Origin of the sequence: Petrotoga mobilis SJ95 (assembly GCF_000018605.1) — a bacterium.
Taxonomy (GTDB): domain Bacteria; phylum Thermotogota; class Thermotogae; order Petrotogales; family Petrotogaceae; genus Petrotoga; species Petrotoga mobilis.
This window is the reverse complement of the sequence record NC_010003.1, coordinates 1,501,194-1,517,944: the sequence shown is the minus strand read 5'-3', so window position 1 is coordinate 1,517,944 and position 16,751 is coordinate 1,501,194. Positions and strand designations below refer to the sequence as shown.

16 protein-coding genes and 1 pseudogene are annotated in these 16,751 nt (G+C 33.5%); all 17 read right to left on the bottom strand.

Annotated elements, in window-relative coordinates; all coding sequences use genetic code 11:
- Nucleotides 1–6 precede the first annotated feature (6 nt).
- Entirely contained in the window at nucleotides 7–1,182 is a 1,176-nt protein-coding gene (locus PMOB_RS07235) for an ABC transporter permease (RefSeq protein ID WP_012209213.1), read from the bottom strand.
- Nucleotides 1,183–1,185: 3 nt separating this feature from the next.
- The gene (locus tag PMOB_RS07230; RefSeq protein WP_012209212.1) at nucleotides 1,186–1,890 is read right to left on the bottom strand and encodes a hypothetical protein; all 705 of its coding nucleotides are present in this window, start codon (nucleotides 1,888–1,890) and stop codon (nucleotides 1,186–1,188) included.
- 12 nt (nucleotides 1,891–1,902) lie between these two features.
- Nucleotides 1,903–3,261 (bottom strand): tRNA uridine-5-carboxymethylaminomethyl(34) synthesis GTPase MnmE, encoded by a 1,359-nt coding sequence (gene mnmE / locus PMOB_RS07225; RefSeq protein ID WP_012209211.1) that lies wholly within the window; start codon nucleotides 3,259–3,261, stop codon nucleotides 1,903–1,905.
- A 12-nt stretch (nucleotides 3,262–3,273) separates the two neighbouring features.
- Nucleotides 3,274–6,198 (bottom strand): DEAD/DEAH box helicase, encoded by a 2,925-nt coding sequence (locus PMOB_RS07220; RefSeq protein ID WP_012209210.1) that lies wholly within the window; start codon nucleotides 6,196–6,198, stop codon nucleotides 3,274–3,276.
- A 7-nt stretch (nucleotides 6,199–6,205) separates the two neighbouring features.
- Nucleotides 6,206–6,907 carry a hypothetical protein gene (locus PMOB_RS07215; protein ID WP_012209209.1) on the bottom strand — a complete coding sequence of 234 codons (702 nt, stop codon included), beginning with the start codon at nucleotides 6,905–6,907 and terminating at the stop codon, nucleotides 6,206–6,208.
- On the bottom strand, nucleotides 6,886–7,383 hold the full coding sequence (locus PMOB_RS07210; protein ID WP_012209208.1) for a hypothetical protein: 498 nt from the start codon (nucleotides 7,381–7,383) through the stop codon (nucleotides 6,886–6,888). The genes PMOB_RS07215 and PMOB_RS07210 overlap by 22 nt, the downstream gene beginning before the upstream one ends.
- A 39-nt stretch (nucleotides 7,384–7,422) precedes the next feature.
- Nucleotides 7,423–7,728 carry a hypothetical protein gene (locus tag PMOB_RS07205; RefSeq protein WP_012209207.1) on the bottom strand — a complete coding sequence of 102 codons (306 nt, stop codon included), beginning with the start codon at nucleotides 7,726–7,728 and terminating at the stop codon, nucleotides 7,423–7,425.
- Nucleotides 7,729–7,730: 2 nt separating this feature from the next.
- A complete protein-coding gene (locus PMOB_RS07200; protein WP_012209206.1) occupies nucleotides 7,731–8,426 on the bottom strand; it encodes a sigma-70 family RNA polymerase sigma factor in 696 nt (231 codons plus the stop codon).
- Between the two features lie 12 nt (nucleotides 8,427–8,438).
- Nucleotides 8,439–8,937 (bottom strand): annotated as a pseudogene (gene cheD, locus PMOB_RS11175) (chemoreceptor glutamine deamidase/glutamate methylesterase CheD).
- Nucleotides 8,930–9,562: a CheY-P phosphatase CheC gene (cheC, locus tag PMOB_RS07190; protein WP_012209205.1), complete on the bottom strand. Its 633-nt coding sequence runs from the start codon at nucleotides 9,560–9,562 to the stop codon at nucleotides 8,930–8,932. The pseudogene cheD and the gene cheC overlap by 8 nt, the downstream one beginning before the upstream one ends.
- A 37-nt stretch (nucleotides 9,563–9,599) precedes the next feature.
- Complete coding sequence (locus PMOB_RS07185) at nucleotides 9,600–10,298, bottom strand: flagellar brake protein (RefSeq protein WP_012209204.1); 699 nt, start codon at nucleotides 10,296–10,298, stop codon at nucleotides 9,600–9,602.
- 48 nt (nucleotides 10,299–10,346) lie between these two features.
- The gene (locus tag PMOB_RS10290; RefSeq protein WP_012209203.1) at nucleotides 10,347–11,201 is read right to left on the bottom strand and encodes a P-loop NTPase; all 855 of its coding nucleotides are present in this window, start codon (nucleotides 11,199–11,201) and stop codon (nucleotides 10,347–10,349) included.
- Complete coding sequence (gene flhF, locus PMOB_RS07175) at nucleotides 11,198–12,514, bottom strand: flagellar biosynthesis protein FlhF (protein WP_012209202.1); 1,317 nt, start codon at nucleotides 12,512–12,514, stop codon at nucleotides 11,198–11,200. Before flhF ends, PMOB_RS10290 begins: the two co-directional genes overlap by 4 nt.
- Nucleotides 12,504–14,636, bottom strand: a complete 2,133-nt coding sequence (gene flhA / locus PMOB_RS07170) for a flagellar biosynthesis protein FlhA (protein WP_012209201.1) — start codon at nucleotides 14,634–14,636, stop codon at nucleotides 12,504–12,506. Before flhA ends, flhF begins: the two co-directional genes overlap by 11 nt.
- A gap of 18 nt (nucleotides 14,637–14,654) precedes the next feature.
- Nucleotides 14,655–15,788, bottom strand: coding sequence for a flagellar biosynthesis protein FlhB (gene flhB / locus PMOB_RS07165; protein WP_155811085.1), 1,134 nt, complete (start codon nucleotides 15,786–15,788; stop codon nucleotides 14,655–14,657).
- Complete coding sequence (gene fliR, locus PMOB_RS07160) at nucleotides 15,710–16,477, bottom strand: flagellar biosynthetic protein FliR (protein WP_158245378.1); 768 nt, start codon at nucleotides 16,475–16,477, stop codon at nucleotides 15,710–15,712. Before fliR ends, flhB begins: the two co-directional genes overlap by 79 nt.
- Nucleotides 16,478–16,483: 6 nt before the next feature.
- Nucleotides 16,484–16,750, bottom strand: coding sequence for a flagellar biosynthesis protein FliQ (gene fliQ, locus PMOB_RS07155; protein ID WP_012209198.1), 267 nt, complete (start codon nucleotides 16,748–16,750; stop codon nucleotides 16,484–16,486).
- Between the last annotated feature and the right edge of the window lies 1 nt (nucleotide 16,751).

Below are 16,751 nucleotides of genomic sequence, written 5' to 3'. Positions count from 1 at the left end.
CCTTCCCTATGTTTCTTGCGTAGCTTGTAACAAAAGTAATGATGCCAAACAGAAAAAAAGTCCAAAACCTAATAAAATTAGAATTTCAAAGCTTATATCACTTAAGCCATAACCTAATACCGTTATTTTTCTCCAGCCATCTAAAGAGTATTTAACGGGAAATAGGTTCGCAATCTTTTCAAGAATGCTTCCTGTAGGAATTGGAATTAAAGTACCGCCAAATACCAACATCCCTCCAATCATTGCCGTTACAAGGAAAGAAGCAGCTCGAGCTGTTTTTAAAAAAGAAGATAAAAACAACCCAAAAGAGGTGAAAGAAAATACGGATACTAAAACAAGTAAGATCAAATTCCATGGGTTAGCTTGTGATTGAACACCAAACATTCTAAACATATACCACGAGAACATTCCTGCAACGAAACCTATTATGATGTACGATATTATTTTTGATAAAATGAATTGCCACGTTTTTAATCCATTTGATATGTATAAATCTAGTAATCCAACTTCTCTGGCTTGACCGATGGAAGAGGCTATTCCTATCATAGATAACAAAAGGATTACAACCACCGCAACGATAGGAGCAAACATATCATTAATCCCCAAATTTGTAGTGGGAGAAACAACTAAAGAACCGTCAGAGGCACTTGGTATAAGCATTTTTATCTCTGGTTTGGGCCTCGTTTCGTCGATCCCTATACCTCCTTGAAGTAAGAACTCAGTTGTGGAGCCAACTTTTATTTCGGGTATACCAGCTAGCTCATCAAAAACAGCTTTAAAACCGGTATAGACCATCATACTGTTTTGAATTTTGTGAGGGTTTGGTATAATGTACAAGACCGTCTGCTTGTGATCAACCAAATCTTGCGTAAAACCTTTTGGAATGATCAGTATTGAATCATAACTTCCTTCTCTAATTATTTGATTCAATTGTTCATCATTTTTAATTTCTATAGTGTTCTCAAAATTCAAAAATTGTTTTATCAAAATGAAACTGAAATTACCTAAAAGACTGTTATCTTCGTTATATAAGGCCAACTGGAAATCTTGTGCCATATCAGCAGGATAGAATGAAGAGCCAAAATATGCTAAAATAACGGGTATTATAATACTTAGTATTAATACTCCTCTATTTCTCAGTACTTTTTTTATCTCATACCACGACATCTTCAAAATTTTCATTGTCTATCTCCTCGCTTCTTCTAAATGTGCAGATATTTTAAGTATGATACTTGGCGATTCATAAAAAGTCAAAGATTCATCCCCCACTAAAAGATATAAACCGTAGGTGTTTATATACGGTTTATGCATAGTGCTCATATTACTTGGCCAGATGAACATATCTCTTATTTTGGGGTAGTACAACTCTTGTTTCTTTTGCAATTTGAACATTCCGAAATCATCTATTTCATTATAATCAATGAACCTCGTGTAATACCCGCTTCTTAACTTGGTGTTGAAAGCTATACCTTTGTCTGAAAAACCAAATGCAGCAGTGGATAAATTTGTTAATTGATCGATATTTTTAATCTGCCCCATTCCAAAAAAACATACTTCAAAATCCCAATTTTCTTTAGAATGGCCTGTCTCTTTTATATAATCTTTCAAATCGTCAACTATTTTTTCATCTCTCGAGGCAACAAAAATCAAAACCGCTGCCAAAGAGATATATAAAAATATCGGTATATTTGATAGCCCAATTATATTCATAAAAAGCTGCGAGATTAATAAGAGCGCACCTTCTGTGATGAATGGTTTGGCTCCCCTCTTTTTAAGAATAAAATACGAAACAATTAAGCCTATAGAAGATAGTCCAAAAAAGTACCAACCTTTTATGAAAAATTGTATCAAGGGGATTAGTCCAAAAAAAATTGAAACTAACAGATACATATATTTTACCTCCTACTTTCCAACACAGAATGTGGAGAAGATTTTATCCAGTAATTCTTCAGTATAATTTTCCCCAGAGAGTTCGTAGATCTTTTCAAGTGCTTTTCTTACGTCATACATAATTATATCGTTAGAAAAACCTTTCTCAAGCGAATTAATGGCGTTTAAAACAAACTCTTTAGATGATTCTAAAGTTATCTTTTGCCTTTGGTTAGTTAGAGTTGGTTCTTCTATGTTGACCTTCTCAAAAAATTTTTCATAAATCTTATTTTCCAAATTTTTAATTGCTCCGTTCTTTGCAGAAATTATAACAAAATCATTTGGATTTTTTTGTTTCAAAGATAGATAATTATTCTCTGTAAAATTAGGAGAGTCGGATTTATTTAATATAATTATAACAGTTTTATCTCCCAATTCATTTAATTTATTATAAATTAGTTCGTCTTCCTGGGTGAAAGGCGTTGTACCATCCAAAACAAACAAGATTAGATGAGAATTCTTTATAGAATTTATGGTCCTTTCTATTCCAACCCTTTCCAAGGTATCTTCTGTATATCGTATTCCGGCTGTATCTATGAGCCTTATGTATATGCCGTTTATGTTCAAGTTTTCTTCTATTGTGTCCCTAGTTGTCCCAGGAATATCGGTTACAATCGCTCTATCTTTTCTCAAAAGGGCGTTTAACAAGGTACTTTTCCCAGAGTTCGGCTTTCCTACTATAACTGTTCTTACACCTTCAACGGCTATAATACCGTTCTCAGCTTCTTTTAGTAGTTGATTCATACTATTTACGATATGGACTAATTTGTTTTTTAAATCGTGATCTTCAAATTCTATGTCATCAGGATAATCCATTTCTACCTCGATCTGGGCTGAGATATTTAGCAAACTGTTTTTTATGTCTTTAATTTTTTCCGAAACGGCATTTTTAAGTTGATTAAAAGACGCTTTTAAAGAGATTTCCGTCTCTGAAGTAATCACATTGTTTACAGCTTCTGCTTTTATGAGATCCATCTTACCGTTTAAGACAGCACGTTTTGTAAACTCCCCAGGTAAAGCTTGTCTTGCCCCATATTTTATAATCGTATTGAGTACAGCATAAGTGATAAGTTTACCACCATGGCAAAATATTTCAAGCATATCCTCCCCTGTATAAGAGTGAGGCTGTGAATGGTAAACCCAGGTAATCTCGTCGACTTTTTCTCCTTCTTTATCGTAAAGCCAACCATAGTACATCTTCTTAGGTGTATATTTTTTTCTTTTTAATGCTTGGTCTATTATGTTTTTAACGTGATCGCCAGAAATTCTTACTACCCCTATGGCTCCCGTACCAATCGGAGATGAAATGGCTACTATTGTATCATTCAACACATTTTTCACCTCTTAAGAAAAAACCTTTTCCATATATTTCATATGATCTTTTGGCCCATAACTAATGAGTTCTTTCGTTTCTGGATAAAAGGTAATCTTTCTTGAATATTTGTTGTACTTTTCAATGACAGGATTTACATCATTTTCGAATTTAAAAGATATGTAAGTATCTCCTATTTCTATCTCTTTAATGCCTTCCATATTGGCTTTAACTTTTATCAAAGCGTACTGAAACAATCTCTCAACTTCTTCTGGAAATTTACCGTATTTATCGCGTATTTCAGACCTTATATCCTCAACATCATCAACTGTTTTAGCCACCGATATTCTTCTATATATTCTCATTCTTTCAATAGAATTAGAAATATATGATTCTGGAATAACTAGGGAACCTTTTATACCTTTTATCTCTGTGTAAGTTTGAGGTTTTTGAATTTCTTCTTCCTTTTTAATGCCATATTCAAATAAAATTTTATTCAACATTTCATGGTATAGATGATAGCCTATCGCGTTAATATGACCTTTTTGCTCTATTCCCAATATATCCCCGTATCCACGAATTTCTAAATCTCTCAAAGCAAGCTTTAATCCACTTCCTGGTTCATTGTACTGTTTGATTGCTTCCAGCCTTTTTTTGGTTTGAGGGGTAACTTCTTTTTTAAATAGAAAGTAGACAAAAGCTCTTCTGTTAGATCTTCCAACTCTTCCTTTAATTTGATACAACTGAGAGATCCCATACCTTTCTGGGTCATCTAGGATAAGGGTATTGACATTGGGTATATCTATTCCATTTTCTATTATTGTTGTCGAAAGAAGGAGATCAATATTTCCATCATACAAATCGTTTATAGATTTTATAAACTCCTTTTTTGGTGTCCCGCCATGAACCATTGCTATCTTTATTTCTGGAATAAGTGTTCGCAATTTTTTATGCAGTTCATTCAATTCCTGAACTCTGTTGTGAATATAGATTACTTGTCCACCCCTAGATTTTTCTCTCAAAATAGCCGTGCGTACTAACTTATCTGAGTATTTCCCAATAAATGTTTGAATGGGTAACCTACCCACAGGCGGCGTCGATATCGTGGAGATGTCTCTTAAGCCGCTGATAGACATGTATAAGGTTCTAGGTATAGGAGTGGCGCTCATCATAAGGAAGTTTACTCCATCACTTAACTTTTTGAATTTCTCTTTCTGAAGTACACCAAATCTTTGTTCTTCGTCTACTATAACTAATCCCAGGTTTTTTACCTGCAATAAATCTGATAATAAGGCGTGCGTCCCTATTACTATATCTACTTGACCTTTTCCTATACTTTCAAAGAGGTCTTTCTTTTCTTTTTGAGTTTTATGACGGGTAACTAAAGCTATCTTAATTCCAAAAGAGTCCATTCTTTGTTTGAAATTTTCGTAATGCTGCTTGGCAAGTATCGTTGTAGGAGCTAATAATAGCACTTGGTAATTTGAAACAACCGTTCTGAAAGCTGCTCTCATTGCAACTTCAGTTTTACCAAATCCCGAATCACCTGACAACAATCTATCCATCGGTCTTTCACTTTCTAGATCTCTCATAACCTCTTTGATACTTTTTTCTTGGTCAGGTGTTTCGACGTAAGGAAAGGTTTCTTTGAATTTTTCTTCCAATTCAGGATCTCCAAATAGTTGTATTCCTCTTTGATTTTCCCTTAAGGCATAGATCTTTTGAAGCTCTTCTATCTTTTGTTTAATCTCTTCTTTTACCTTTTGCTTTGTATTTTTCCAGCTTTTACTGTTCAAAGAAGATATTTTAACGGATTCTGGGTCTCCGATGTATTTAGATAGTTTGTCTAACCTACCTACTGGGACATATACCCTTGAATTATCGGAGTATTCTAATGTTACAAACTCTCTCAAACCCAAAAGAGTCTCAACTTTGTTAACACCATGGTATATTCCTATCCCATAATCTTCGTGTACTACCAAGTCCCCATCGTTTAGATCTTCCCAATCAAGAAGAGGTATATACTCTAACCTTTTATCTTCCTTTTTGGATTTTATAAAATAAATCTTTTCTAAGGTAAGTTTAACTTCTTCATATTTTATTTTGTTTAAAATTTCAAGGTTATGTCCAGAAAACATTTTATATATTTTTCGTTTTAGTTCAGTGTCACACATTTCATAATTTTCTTTTTCTTTTTCAGAGTAAGAGTTTATGATTTCTTCTTTGTTGATTAAATAAATATCTCCATCTTCATTAAGATAACTAAATATTGTGTTTTTATCTTTGTAAAAGATTCCCGGAAGGGTATTGAATTGGTCGAGAGTCAGAAACTCTTCTTCATTTGTCCCATTAAGATATTTTTTTAATCTCTCCTCATAAAATTCTAAGTTGTGATCAAATTTCATAATTTCAGATCCTGGAATTATCTCAACTTCTTTTAAATTTTCAATAGACCTTTGGGAATAAGAATCAAAAAAGGATATTCTATCTATTACTTCATCCCATAACTCTATTCTAACCGGTTGTTCGTAAATTGGAATGAAAAAGTCTCTGACAAAACCTCTTTTAGAATATTCTCCGGGACTAGTTACTTCTTCTGAAAGATTGTATCCTAAATGGTAAGGAACGTTATGATCAAGATCGAACGTATCTCCAACTTTGATCTTTTTGCTTACAAATTCGTTTTTAGGCAAGGTGTACCTTATTAAGGATGAAAAGGTAGTTAAAACGGTCACGTTCTCTTTCGTTAATAAGGCATGTAACGTTTTCATTCTCTTTGCTTTGATATTTGGAGAGATATCCAGATTTTCAAATGGAAATATGTCAAAATCTGGATAAATGAAAACCTCTTCCTCATCGTCAAAATCTTGGAGATATCCATCAGGTAAAACTAAAATTTTTTGTTTGTTAACTTTTTTTAGCGAATCTAGAAAATTTATAAGTTCTTTTCTAATCAAATCAAAGTTACCTCCTGATAAACTTCAAATACTTCTTATTGGTTTCAGAATCGAGAAAAACGGCACAATCAAGGTAGTCAGTAATGTCTGCTTTATTATTTTTGAGAAAACATATTAATTTTTCACCTTTCCAATAGTAATTTATCTCTTCTGCTATGGGAACTTTAATACAAAAACCTAAGAACGAAAGCTTTATCTTTTGCATTTTTTTTGATGATACAACTTCTTGGGCTAACTGTAAGATGTATTCCTTTGAAACAGGTCTTTTTAAAGCCTTTCTAATTGGTTTAACTACTATTTTTTGAGGGACACTTTCTTTAATATTAAATTCTATCATTTTTGTCGTATTTGGGATTGCACCTGTTGGCATTGGAACATTTATTAAGCTGACTCCCATCTTAATTTCACTCTCTTTTATATTTATACCAGATAAAGAAGAATTTTTAATTATACTAATCTTAATAAAATCAAAATTATTTATTTTTTTTGGTAAAAAGTGATCTATTTCTTCAATAAAGTTAATTCCCCTTTCGCCCCATGGGGGTTCTGTTATATTTACCAACTCGTTAATACCAATGGTTTTTATTTTTAGGTTTTGGGTTTTTGAAGATAGAAGTTGAAAACTTATGTTCTGGAAAGGCACGGAATTTATAGGGGTATCCAATGAAAGATTAACTTGATTGATAGTTATTTTTCTTTTGAGGAACATATATACACCAAAGCCTCTTTTAATCGAGTAAATGGTTCAAAGATATCAAAAATCTCTATGTAGGATTTAAGCTTCTTCAACGTAAGAGAATCTAGAACTTTCGAAGAATAAAATCTTAAGCTAGAATTTTGATTTATGGGAATTATACCTTCTTTTTCTTTAACTTCAAAGCCTTTATCACTACTTACTTCCATTATATACATTATAACTTTGTCAATATCAATATAATTTATTAGATCGCTGTCGTCCGTTAGTATTAAGTCCACATCGTGAGGTGAGTATAATTCTTCGCTACTTAGTATCTGAAAGGCTAAATAATTTTTTAGGTTCGATCCATAAATTATTTTTTGGATTTTGGAAGGTTTTATCGGTTCTGTGTATTTAAAGGAAACAGGGATACCGTTTTCATTGAGAACCAATAATCCACCTGAAAACGTTTCATCTTCTGATTTATATATTGAAAAATATCCTAACATAATTTTTATTTCTCCTTCCCCACCCATAAGGATAGATACTTATAACCTTAAATCCAAAAGTTTACCTCTGTACTCATCCACTACAAGCCTTTTTACACTATTTTTGTTTTCAGTACTCTGGGATCTCTGAGAAAAACCCCCGCTGGATGATTTGTTATCAACATTTTTCTTTTCAACTTGATCTTTACTCTTTATCCTTTTTTGTAGGTTTTGAGAATATTCACTCGCTTGTTTAACTAGCAACATATTTTTAGCTGCATCATAAGAATGAGATATCGCCTGGACATTGTTTGCTACATCTATAGATTTGGTCACTAATATTTGTAACTCATGAAGTGAAGCCATATTTATTCACTTCCTTGAATCATCTTTTTTAATTTCACCAATATTACTGAGTGTAACTGGGAAACCCGTGATTCACTTATTTCTAAAACACTTCCTATTTCTTTAAAGGTTAAGCCTTCGTTATAGTATAGAGAAAGTATCAATTTTTCTCTTTCTTCCAATTTCTCGATACTTTCTGTTAATTTATCATGTAACATATCTTTATAAGCCAGTATTTCAGGGTCGTTTTCTTCTTGTATATCTTCAAGCCAGGTATCTTCTTCATTGTTTAAAAAGTACTCATCCAATTGAAGAATCTGCCTTTTGCTCAAGGAGAACTTTATTTTATCTACATCATTTTTTTCAATATGAAGTTTTTCTGCCACTGAATTATCGTCTATGTACTCATTATCTTTACATTCGTAAATCAAATCTTCGTACTTTTTTACTAAACTTCGAACGTCCTTTGGAAGCCAATCTATTCTCCTCAGATAATCATACATTGAACCTTTTATCCTTTTTAGAGCGTAGGTGTAAAAGGAAGTACCTTTTTCCGGGTTGTATCTTTTATATGATTGAAGTAATCCAATAATCCCCTCCTGAATCAAATCCTCTAATTCTATATTTTTTGGTAAAGTGGTTTTCAGATTCAAAGCTATAATCTTTATTTTTGGCAAAAACTCCATTACCAGTTGTTCTTCATTAATTTTGTATTTCATATATTTGCCACCTTAAATTACTGCGATTTCAACTTTTTCTCCCCCGCCGACCTTCTTAACTTTTAATTCTCCATTAGCGATGTTAAATTCAACACTTCTAGCTCTATTTCCTCCTGTATCTTCAGAAATTATTTTTATGTCGTTTTCTTTCAAAATTTGTCTTACGGCTTCAACGTTTTTGGCTCCAACATTCAAAGAATTATTCGAATTTTGGAACATAGCTGCCCCCCCCTGCTATCTTAGCTTCCAGATATTTAACGTTTCCACCCAAATCTATAATTCCATCTATTATTGCTTTTATCCCTGTATCTGCGTATTTACCGATCTTTTGATCTTTTTTATTATCTCTACTTTCAGGAAGCATGACGTGGACTAACCCTCCAATGAGGTTTTTCTTATCTCGCAAACAAACGGCTACACACGAGCCTAACCCTAATGTTACCAAAATAGCTGGATTTTTATCTACGATGTATTCACCAATTCCTATTATTTTTTTCTTGCTCTCAGTCATTATTCGTCCCCATTCCTAAGGATTTTAATAATTTTAAAATATTTTGTTCGTCTGATAAATATATCAAGAAGCCTTTTACGTTCCCTTCATACTCTTCCATGTTTATTTCTGTTCTAATTAAAATTACAAAATCGCTCCCTTCAGTAACCATGAGGGAAGACTCAGAAACTATAGCTGTTAACATATCTACGGTAATTTTTGGAGGCAAGGAATGTATGTTCAAACCTGTGAAATTCGAAAGCGCAGATATATAAGAGCTACACATAATATTACCAATTTCACCTATGGCTGAAGAGGTCATTTCATCAATTTGGGTTAAGTCTTGTGGTCGGGGGAGCATTAACAACTCTAAAATATTTTTCATCTCTTCAGTTCCTAGCAGAAACAAAATCGCCCCATGAAGCTCTCCACCAATTTCTACCATTGACCCGGCTGTTATATCCTCAGGATCACTAAACTCCTCCCATAACTCTGAAATCGGCAAAATTTCAGCAGAGGGAACTGTGATATCTATTTTTTTGTTCAACATGGTTGAAATAGCTGTCGCCGCATTACCTGCACCTATGTTTCCTAATTCCTTCAATGCATCCAATTTCTGTTCGTTAATCTCATCATAGATTGACATTAAACTTCCCCCTTTTTGTTATGAAAAAGGTACTGTATCAAATCTTTTTAAATGACTCCCGCTCTAATTTGAAAACGAACCTCACCAGCTCTTCTTCTTTTTCTCTTGTTAAGTTTAAAAACTTAATTCCATAAATGTATTCACCACTTGTAGTTTTTCCAATAGACCTAACAACCTCGGATTCCATGTTTTCAAGTCTGATCTCATTTTTTAATGCTAAATTTATTATTATCTTTTGTCCGACTTTCATCTCTTTAGAGGTAACGATAGCCAATCCTCCTGCACTGAAATCTTTAGTCATAAACCGATATTTTGTTGGTTGAATGTTCTCCTCACTTTCACTATTTTCTAGGTCTTCTTTGAAACAAAAGGTACCTTCTTCAGAAACAGGGATCCTGGCATGTTGCCTTCTTTGCACTCTAACAATTGTTTCAGGAATGTTTATTATAAGGTATCTGATATTTCCTTCTTTTCCACTGCTGTAAACTTTGCTTTTGAATAAATAAACAGCCCTTGAAGAGTATGCTCTTACTTTTAGATTAGTACCTCGAAAAATTTGCAGATAGGCTCCCTTAAAAATCGGCATTCCAATTTTAGCTAGATTACTGCTGAGATCATGTTCGTATAGGATACTTTTATAAACTCCTTGAATTCCTTTTTCTTGAATCTCTAAATCCAAGGGCATATTAGTGTATAAAACATTCTTTGAGCTTACTTTTTCGACAAAATCAGACATCTTAAACCCCTTTTCTATCTATTTTATAGCGTTCATCCACCCCGAACATCAATGGTCTTTTCCAAACATCTCTTTCAATCTCTGGGTAAAATTAATATGGGAAGAGGTTTCTATATTCAATATATTGGAGGTAATCTTTTTTATATCTTTTGAAAATTTACTGTTTTCTTTCAATGAAACTAATGGTATCTGCCTCTTAACACTCATATGAACGTTTTCATCGTAAGAAATTTCATGAAAGTTATTTATTTCTCTGTTTAAAAACCTTTTTGCAGTTCTACTTAAGACGGATTTAACCATCTCCACTTCATTTTTATTTTTGATCATGTTAAGAATTATCTCTATTTCCCCATTTACATTCAAAACAGATAAAGCTTTCAGCAAGGTGTAAGCGTTAACTACCGCCGTCGGTTCGGGAACAGTTATTAGAAAGATAGTATCAGAATTTAAATAAAAATTATTGAGTTTTTCAGAATAACCTGCACCTACGTCTATTATAAAAAAATCGATATCTTTCAACAAATTTAAAAATTCATCCATGATCGAATCGGTAAAATTATTTTGAAAGATCTTCCAATCTGTGAAATCAAAACCGCTACTAATTATCTTAACACCGTACTCTGTATCTTGAACACACTCGTTGAAGGTTACATTTCCCCTCATATATTCACTCAACGTAACCTTCACAGTTTTTCCCATCAAAATAGAAGCGTTCGCGAAACCGGCATCCGAATCAAACAAAAGTATTCGTTTCCCATGTGTGGCTAACTCAGTAGCTATATTCACTGATAATACCGACTTGCCGACTCCTCCCTTTCCGCTTACGATTGTTATAATTTTTGTTTGTGTATTAGAAAACTCTTCTCTTAAACCAGTTGCTTGATCACGATATATCCGGTTCATTTAAATACCTCCTCCACTGCTGCATGAGTCAGCCATTCTTTAGAAGGAAACTTCAAATCTTCAGGAACTCTTTGACCATCTGTTATCCCCAACAAAGGTAATTTAGAATATTCCAGAAAAGAAAATAATTGCCCATATGATGACGTTTCATCCATCTTTGTAAAAATTAATGCGTTGGGTTTTAGATAAGAAAAATTATCGTAAATATGCATCATATCTTCACAATTTGTGTTGGAGGATACCAGCATTATATTGTAATCAGGCTCAACTACGTCTTTGAACACTTTTAGTTCCCCCATCTGTAAATTGTTCTTATGGCTTCTTCCAGCTGTGTCTATTAGAATCACATCAAAATTCAAAAGTGATTCCAAAGCAATTTTAAGGTCAGACGGGGTATAACAAATGTGAAGCGAAACACCTAGTATATCTGCATAAGTTTTTAACTGATCTGTTGCAGCTATTCTGTACGTGTCGATTGTAATTAGTGCAATTTTTTTATTCAATTTTTTTAAGTTAGCGGCTATTTTTGCCAACGTTGTCGTTTTTCCAACTCCTGTAGGACCTATAAACATAACTTTATTCTTTATATCACCAAAATTCAAAATTTCGAAGCTTTGATAAAGTTTTTTTTCAAATCTGGTTCTTATAATTTCTTGGTTTTGCCAATTTTCTTCAACTTTTAAATCGTTCAATTGGTTTAAAAAGGATTCGATAAAAATCCTTGAATACGATTTTTCGTACAATTTATCCTTTATATCTTGAAGATAGAGATCGTTCGCTTCCATTTTTTTGTTCAACTTTTCAACCATATTCATCAGATCTTGTAATTTCAAACTATCTTTGATGTCACTTTCAGTAGGTTCCTTTTGGATGTGTTGATGATAAAATGATTCTACACTTTTGTCTATCTTAGAGGATATTTCTCTACTCGTTTTTATAAACTCTGTTAAATCGTCGTTCGAATCCTTATAATTAGGTTCTTTATCACTTTTTAAATACGAAGGTGTTGATATTTTTTCTTCTCTTTCTTTTTTTCTATAAAATTCGGGTGTATTCCTTTTTATTAGATCGTTTAGCGTATAGGTATTTTCAGATTCTTGCGGGTATTTTTTTGTTTTTTGAGGCTTGTATTGAGAATTTTTATTTTCCTCACTCAAAACAGTTACTTCAAGGTATTTTTCTCCACCGATTCCAAAGAAGCCCCCCTTTTTTACTTTTTTTGTGTCTAAAATATATGCGTCTTCTCCAAATTCTCTTCTTATCTTTTCCATCGCTTCAGAAATTGTTTTTACTGTAAGTTTTTTAATTTGCATTGGATCCCACACCTTCTATTTTCACTATTTCATTTACGTTGAGAGAGGTATCTGAAGGTATCTCTTCGTATGCTACAATACTGATGTTTTGAACAAATTTTAGTGTAAATCTGGCAAACGGGTATCGTATGTTTTTAGAACAAATCAATATAGGGTTAAATCCTTTCATCATCATATTTTCCAGAGACTTTGATATTCTTTGTACTAAAATATTTGAATATTCTGGCTCGAGTATTATAACCCTTCCCGAATCGGAATCCCTTATCGATTCAGATAATTTTTTCTCTATAGTTGGATCCAAAGCCGAGACGTGTAATTCTCCATCATCAGATTTTAAATTTTCAACTATTTGCCTTCCCAGTGACCTTCTAACATACTCTACTAAATTCTCTATATTGTTCCCATATTTATCAGCTCCCTCTATCAAACTTTCAAAAATTAAAGGGAGATTTCTTATTGAAACTCTTTCATACAATAGTTCACTCAAAACTTTTTTTAGTTCATGCATTTTTAGCATGGTTGGAATTAATGTATCTACTAGATTAGCATAATTAACTCTCAATCCGTCTATCAATATTTCTATTTCTTTGGTTCCAATAATTTCATGAGCATATTTTTTGATGGTTTCAGAAAGGTGGGTGGCGAAAACACTGGGGGCATCAACAGTAGTGTAACCTTTTTCTATAGCCTCCTCTTTTAAACTTTCGTCTATCCAGAAGGCTACCAACCCGAAGGCAGGCTCTTTTGTCTTTATACCGGGCAATTCTTCAGTCGCCATGCCTGAGTTTATAGCAAGAAGTCTATCGGGGATCAATTCAAATCTACCAACTTCAACACCTCTTAATTTAATAACGTATTCGTTCGAACTTAATAGAACGCTGTCTCTTATTCGAATGGGAGAGATGACTATACCCAATTCATATGCCAATTGTTTTCGAACAACGGTTATCCTATCTAATAGGTCTCCACCTTGATCAGGATCAGCTAAAGGTATCAATCCATAGCCAATGTCTACCTCAATTGTGTCACCTTGTAAAACTTCTGAAACTTCTTCTGGAGTTGTAAGAGGTGGTGCAAATCCGCCAGAAACCCCTCTTTTTTCAGCTTTTGGTGCAGCCGAAGTTCCCATACCTACACCAGCAGAACCTGTTGTTTCGTAAGCTAGCTGGCCTTCGTTAGCTCTATTCGCGTATGCTACGAAGAGTAAACCTGCTCCTAAAATCAACGATGGAAAAACTGGGATTGGTGTTAATAGGCCTAAAACTATTATTATTCCGCCTGCTATATTTAAAACTCTCGTGTCAGAAGTAAGTTGTCTTATTAAATCTACCCCAAAATTATCTTTTGAAGCGGCTCTTGATACTATCATACCTGCAGAGGTTGAAATTAACAACGCAGGAATTTGAGCAACGAGTCCATCCCCTACCGTGAGTAAGGCAAATACTTCCGCTGCCTCTGCGATAGTCAGTCCCTGCTGTAGCATCCCAATTATTAATCCTCCAACTAAATTTATTAGAGTTATTATTAAACCGGCTATTGCGTCCCCCCTCACAAATTTACTAGCTCCATCCATAGCTCCATAAAAGTCGGCTTCTCTTCGTATGTCTTCTCTTCTTTGCCTAGCTTCTTCTTCATTAATCAACCCTGAAGACATGTCAGCATCTATACTCATCTGTTTGCCAGGCATGGCATCCAAAGTGAACCTTGCGGCTACTTCGGATATTCTTTCTGTTCCTTTAGTAATTACAAGAAATTGTATTATAACAAGGATCAAAAAGATAATGATTCCAACAATATAATTACCACCAACAACAAAGTCGCCGAAGGCCCTTATTACTTTTCCTTCAAAATTTTTACCGTTTAGGAGTATCAAACGAGTAGACGACACGTTCAATGCCAACCTAAAGATGGTCATGACCAGTAACAAAGACGGAAAAATAGAAATATCCAATGCCCTTTTCAAATATAAGGTTGCTAACAAGATTATTATTGAAATGATTATGTTTAAAAGTTGCAAAAAGTCTAGCAAAAAGGTAGGAATAGGTATTACCATCAACACAACTATTCCAACAATAAGTATGGAAATTATTACATCTAACCCTTTTATTCTAGTAAAATTCATCGCTAACCCCCCAATCAATTAAGAACTGAGTTTGTAGACGTAAGCTAGTACCTCTGCAACCAAGGTGTACAGATCTTCTGGTATTTCTTCGTTTAATTCAACTTTCTCATAAATTTCCCTTGCCAAAGCAGGTCTTTCTAAGATAGGAATTCCGTGTTTAAAGGCAATTTCTCTTATCTTAAAAGCTACTTCATCTTTTCCTTTTGCTACAACTATGGGCGCCTGCATTTCCTCAGCTTTGTACTCTATCGCAACGGCATAATGAGTAGGGTTGGTGATAACAACATCCGCCTCTGGGACTTTTTGCATCATCCTACTTCTTGCTAAATTTCTCATCAATTCTCTTTGTCTTTGTTTAATTTCAGGGTTCCCTTCAATTTCTTTTCGTTCTTGTTTGACCTCATACTTGCTCATTTTTAGCTCTTTTTTATATTCATACCTCTGATACCAAAAATCAAACAAACTGAGAAGAAGTAGGACTATTCCTAATTGAAACAGTATATTAATAACTAAATCAAAAATCACATTAAAGGAAAAACCGGTTTCTTCCCCTGCCAACGAGAGTATCTTAAACCAATTGGACTTTATTATATTGTAAGTTAACAATCCTAATATGGTTAATTTTAAAAGGGCCTTTATAAGCTCTACAACAGATCTTAAAGAAAATAACCTTTTGAATCCTTTAATGGGGTTTATCTTGCTCAGATCCAATTTTAAAGATTTAAAAGTAAACAAAAATTTGGTTTGGATCATTCCCAAAAGGGTAGAAACTACAACGGCAACGACAAAAAACAGTATCAATTTTATGTATAAGTTCATGTGTGCTGTAATCTCATATCCAAGCAAATCTGTTGGTGAATAGTCTAAATCTAAAGATAAATAATCATAAAATACCTTAAAAATATCGTTAAGGAGTGGCTCAAATATTATCCACAAAAAAAGCGAAATTGATAAAAAACTAACCGCCATGTTAAATTCATTCGATTGAGGAATGTTTCCCTCTTCTCGAGCTTTTTCTAAACGTCTAGGTGTTGGATCCTCAGTTTTATCTGGATCCGCAAAAAGTTGAAGGTTTATTGAAATAGAAGGATCATTGAATTTTTTATCCATTCCATTAGTTGAAAGAATAGAGTAGTAAACTGATCTTCCCAAATCAATATCACTCCTAAGAAAAGTAAAAATCCTACCAGTATTTCTAGTGGGATACCCACCATAAAAACATTAACCTGTGGGATCAATCTAGAAACTATTCCCAAAGCAACTTTCAAAAGGATCATAAATGCAATAAACGGCATCGAAAGTTGAAGTCCTATAGTGAATACATCAAATAATTTTTGGGAAAAAACCATAAATCCATCAGGCGCTAGAGTAAAAACCACGGGAACCTTGTTGAAAGAATCTATAATTATTGAGTATAAAATTAAAGGTCCTTTAAAGATAAAAAAAAGCAACATACTGAATAAAAATGAAAGCTCAGAAACCAAAGAAACTTCATCGCTAGTTACTGGATCAAAAACATTCGCCATCGCAAATCCCATTTGTATACCTATCGTCTCCCCTGCAAATTGAAAGGCATAAAACAAAATATTAGCTATTAATCCTACGCTACTTCCAAAAACAAAATTCATCAACAAATAAAATATTATTACTAAAGGCGATGAATTTATAGGGAAAGTACCGTTAACCTCAAATAGCACCAAATAAGAAATAAAGAGCGTTATAAAAACTTTTATATGAACGGGGACAAAAGTAGTGCTAAAAAAAGGAATGAAAAAGGTGATTCCAGCCACTCTAGCAAAAATGAAAAAATAAACCCATAGTTGGTATGTTAAATTTTCCAACTCCAACTAAATCATCCCTAAATAATAAGTGAATAACTCGAATGAAAAATCTGATAAATTTTGCATTATCCAAGAGAACATCAAAACCAACGCTAAAAAAGTTATTATAATTTTAGGAGCAAATGTCAACGTCTGCTCGTGAAGCTGTGTAACGGCTTGAAATATACTAATAATCAACCCTACCGCCACACTTATTATTAAAATTGGAGAGACCACTTTTAGAAAAAGCATTATACCGTTTTCAAAAATCTCTATTAGTACCTCTTCGCTCATG

What these genes read in the sequence shown, in the direction of transcription:
- PMOB_RS10290 (WP_012209203.1), bottom strand. Translation starts at nt 11,201, where the DNA reads ATGAACCGGATATATCGTGATCAAGCAACTGGTTTAAGAGAAGAGTTT.
- PMOB_RS07200 (WP_012209206.1), bottom strand. Translation starts at nt 8,426, where the DNA reads ATGAAATACAAAATTAATGAAGAACAACTGGTAATGGAGTTTTTGCCA.
- PMOB_RS07205 (WP_012209207.1), bottom strand. Translation starts at nt 7,728, where the DNA reads ATGGCTTCACTTCATGAGTTACAAATATTAGTGACCAAATCTATAGAT.
- PMOB_RS07185 (WP_012209204.1), bottom strand. Translation starts at nt 10,298, where the DNA reads ATGTCTGATTTTGTCGAAAAAGTAAGCTCAAAGAATGTTTTATACACT.
- cheC (WP_012209205.1), bottom strand. Translation starts at nt 9,562, where the DNA reads ATGTCAATCTATGATGAGATTAACGAACAGAAATTGGATGCATTGAAG.
- PMOB_RS07230 (WP_012209212.1), bottom strand. Translation starts at nt 1,890, where the DNA reads ATGTATCTGTTAGTTTCAATTTTTTTTGGACTAATCCCCTTGATACAA.
- fliQ (WP_012209198.1), bottom strand. Translation starts at nt 16,750, where the DNA reads ATGAGCGAAGAGGTACTAATAGAGATTTTTGAAAACGGTATAATGCTT.
- PMOB_RS07210 (WP_012209208.1), bottom strand. Translation starts at nt 7,383, where the DNA reads ATGTTAGGATATTTTTCAATATATAAATCAGAAGATGAAACGTTTTCA.
- flhF (WP_012209202.1), bottom strand. Translation starts at nt 12,514, where the DNA reads ATGCAAATTAAAAAACTTACAGTAAAAACAATTTCTGAAGCGATGGAA.
- PMOB_RS07215 (WP_012209209.1), bottom strand. Translation starts at nt 6,907, where the DNA reads ATGTTCCTCAAAAGAAAAATAACTATCAATCAAGTTAATCTTTCATTG.
- PMOB_RS07235 (WP_012209213.1), bottom strand. Translation starts at nt 1,182, where the DNA reads ATGAAAATTTTGAAGATGTCGTGGTATGAGATAAAAAAAGTACTGAGA.
- flhA (WP_012209201.1), bottom strand. Translation starts at nt 14,636, where the DNA reads ATGAATTTTACTAGAATAAAAGGGTTAGATGTAATAATTTCCATACTT.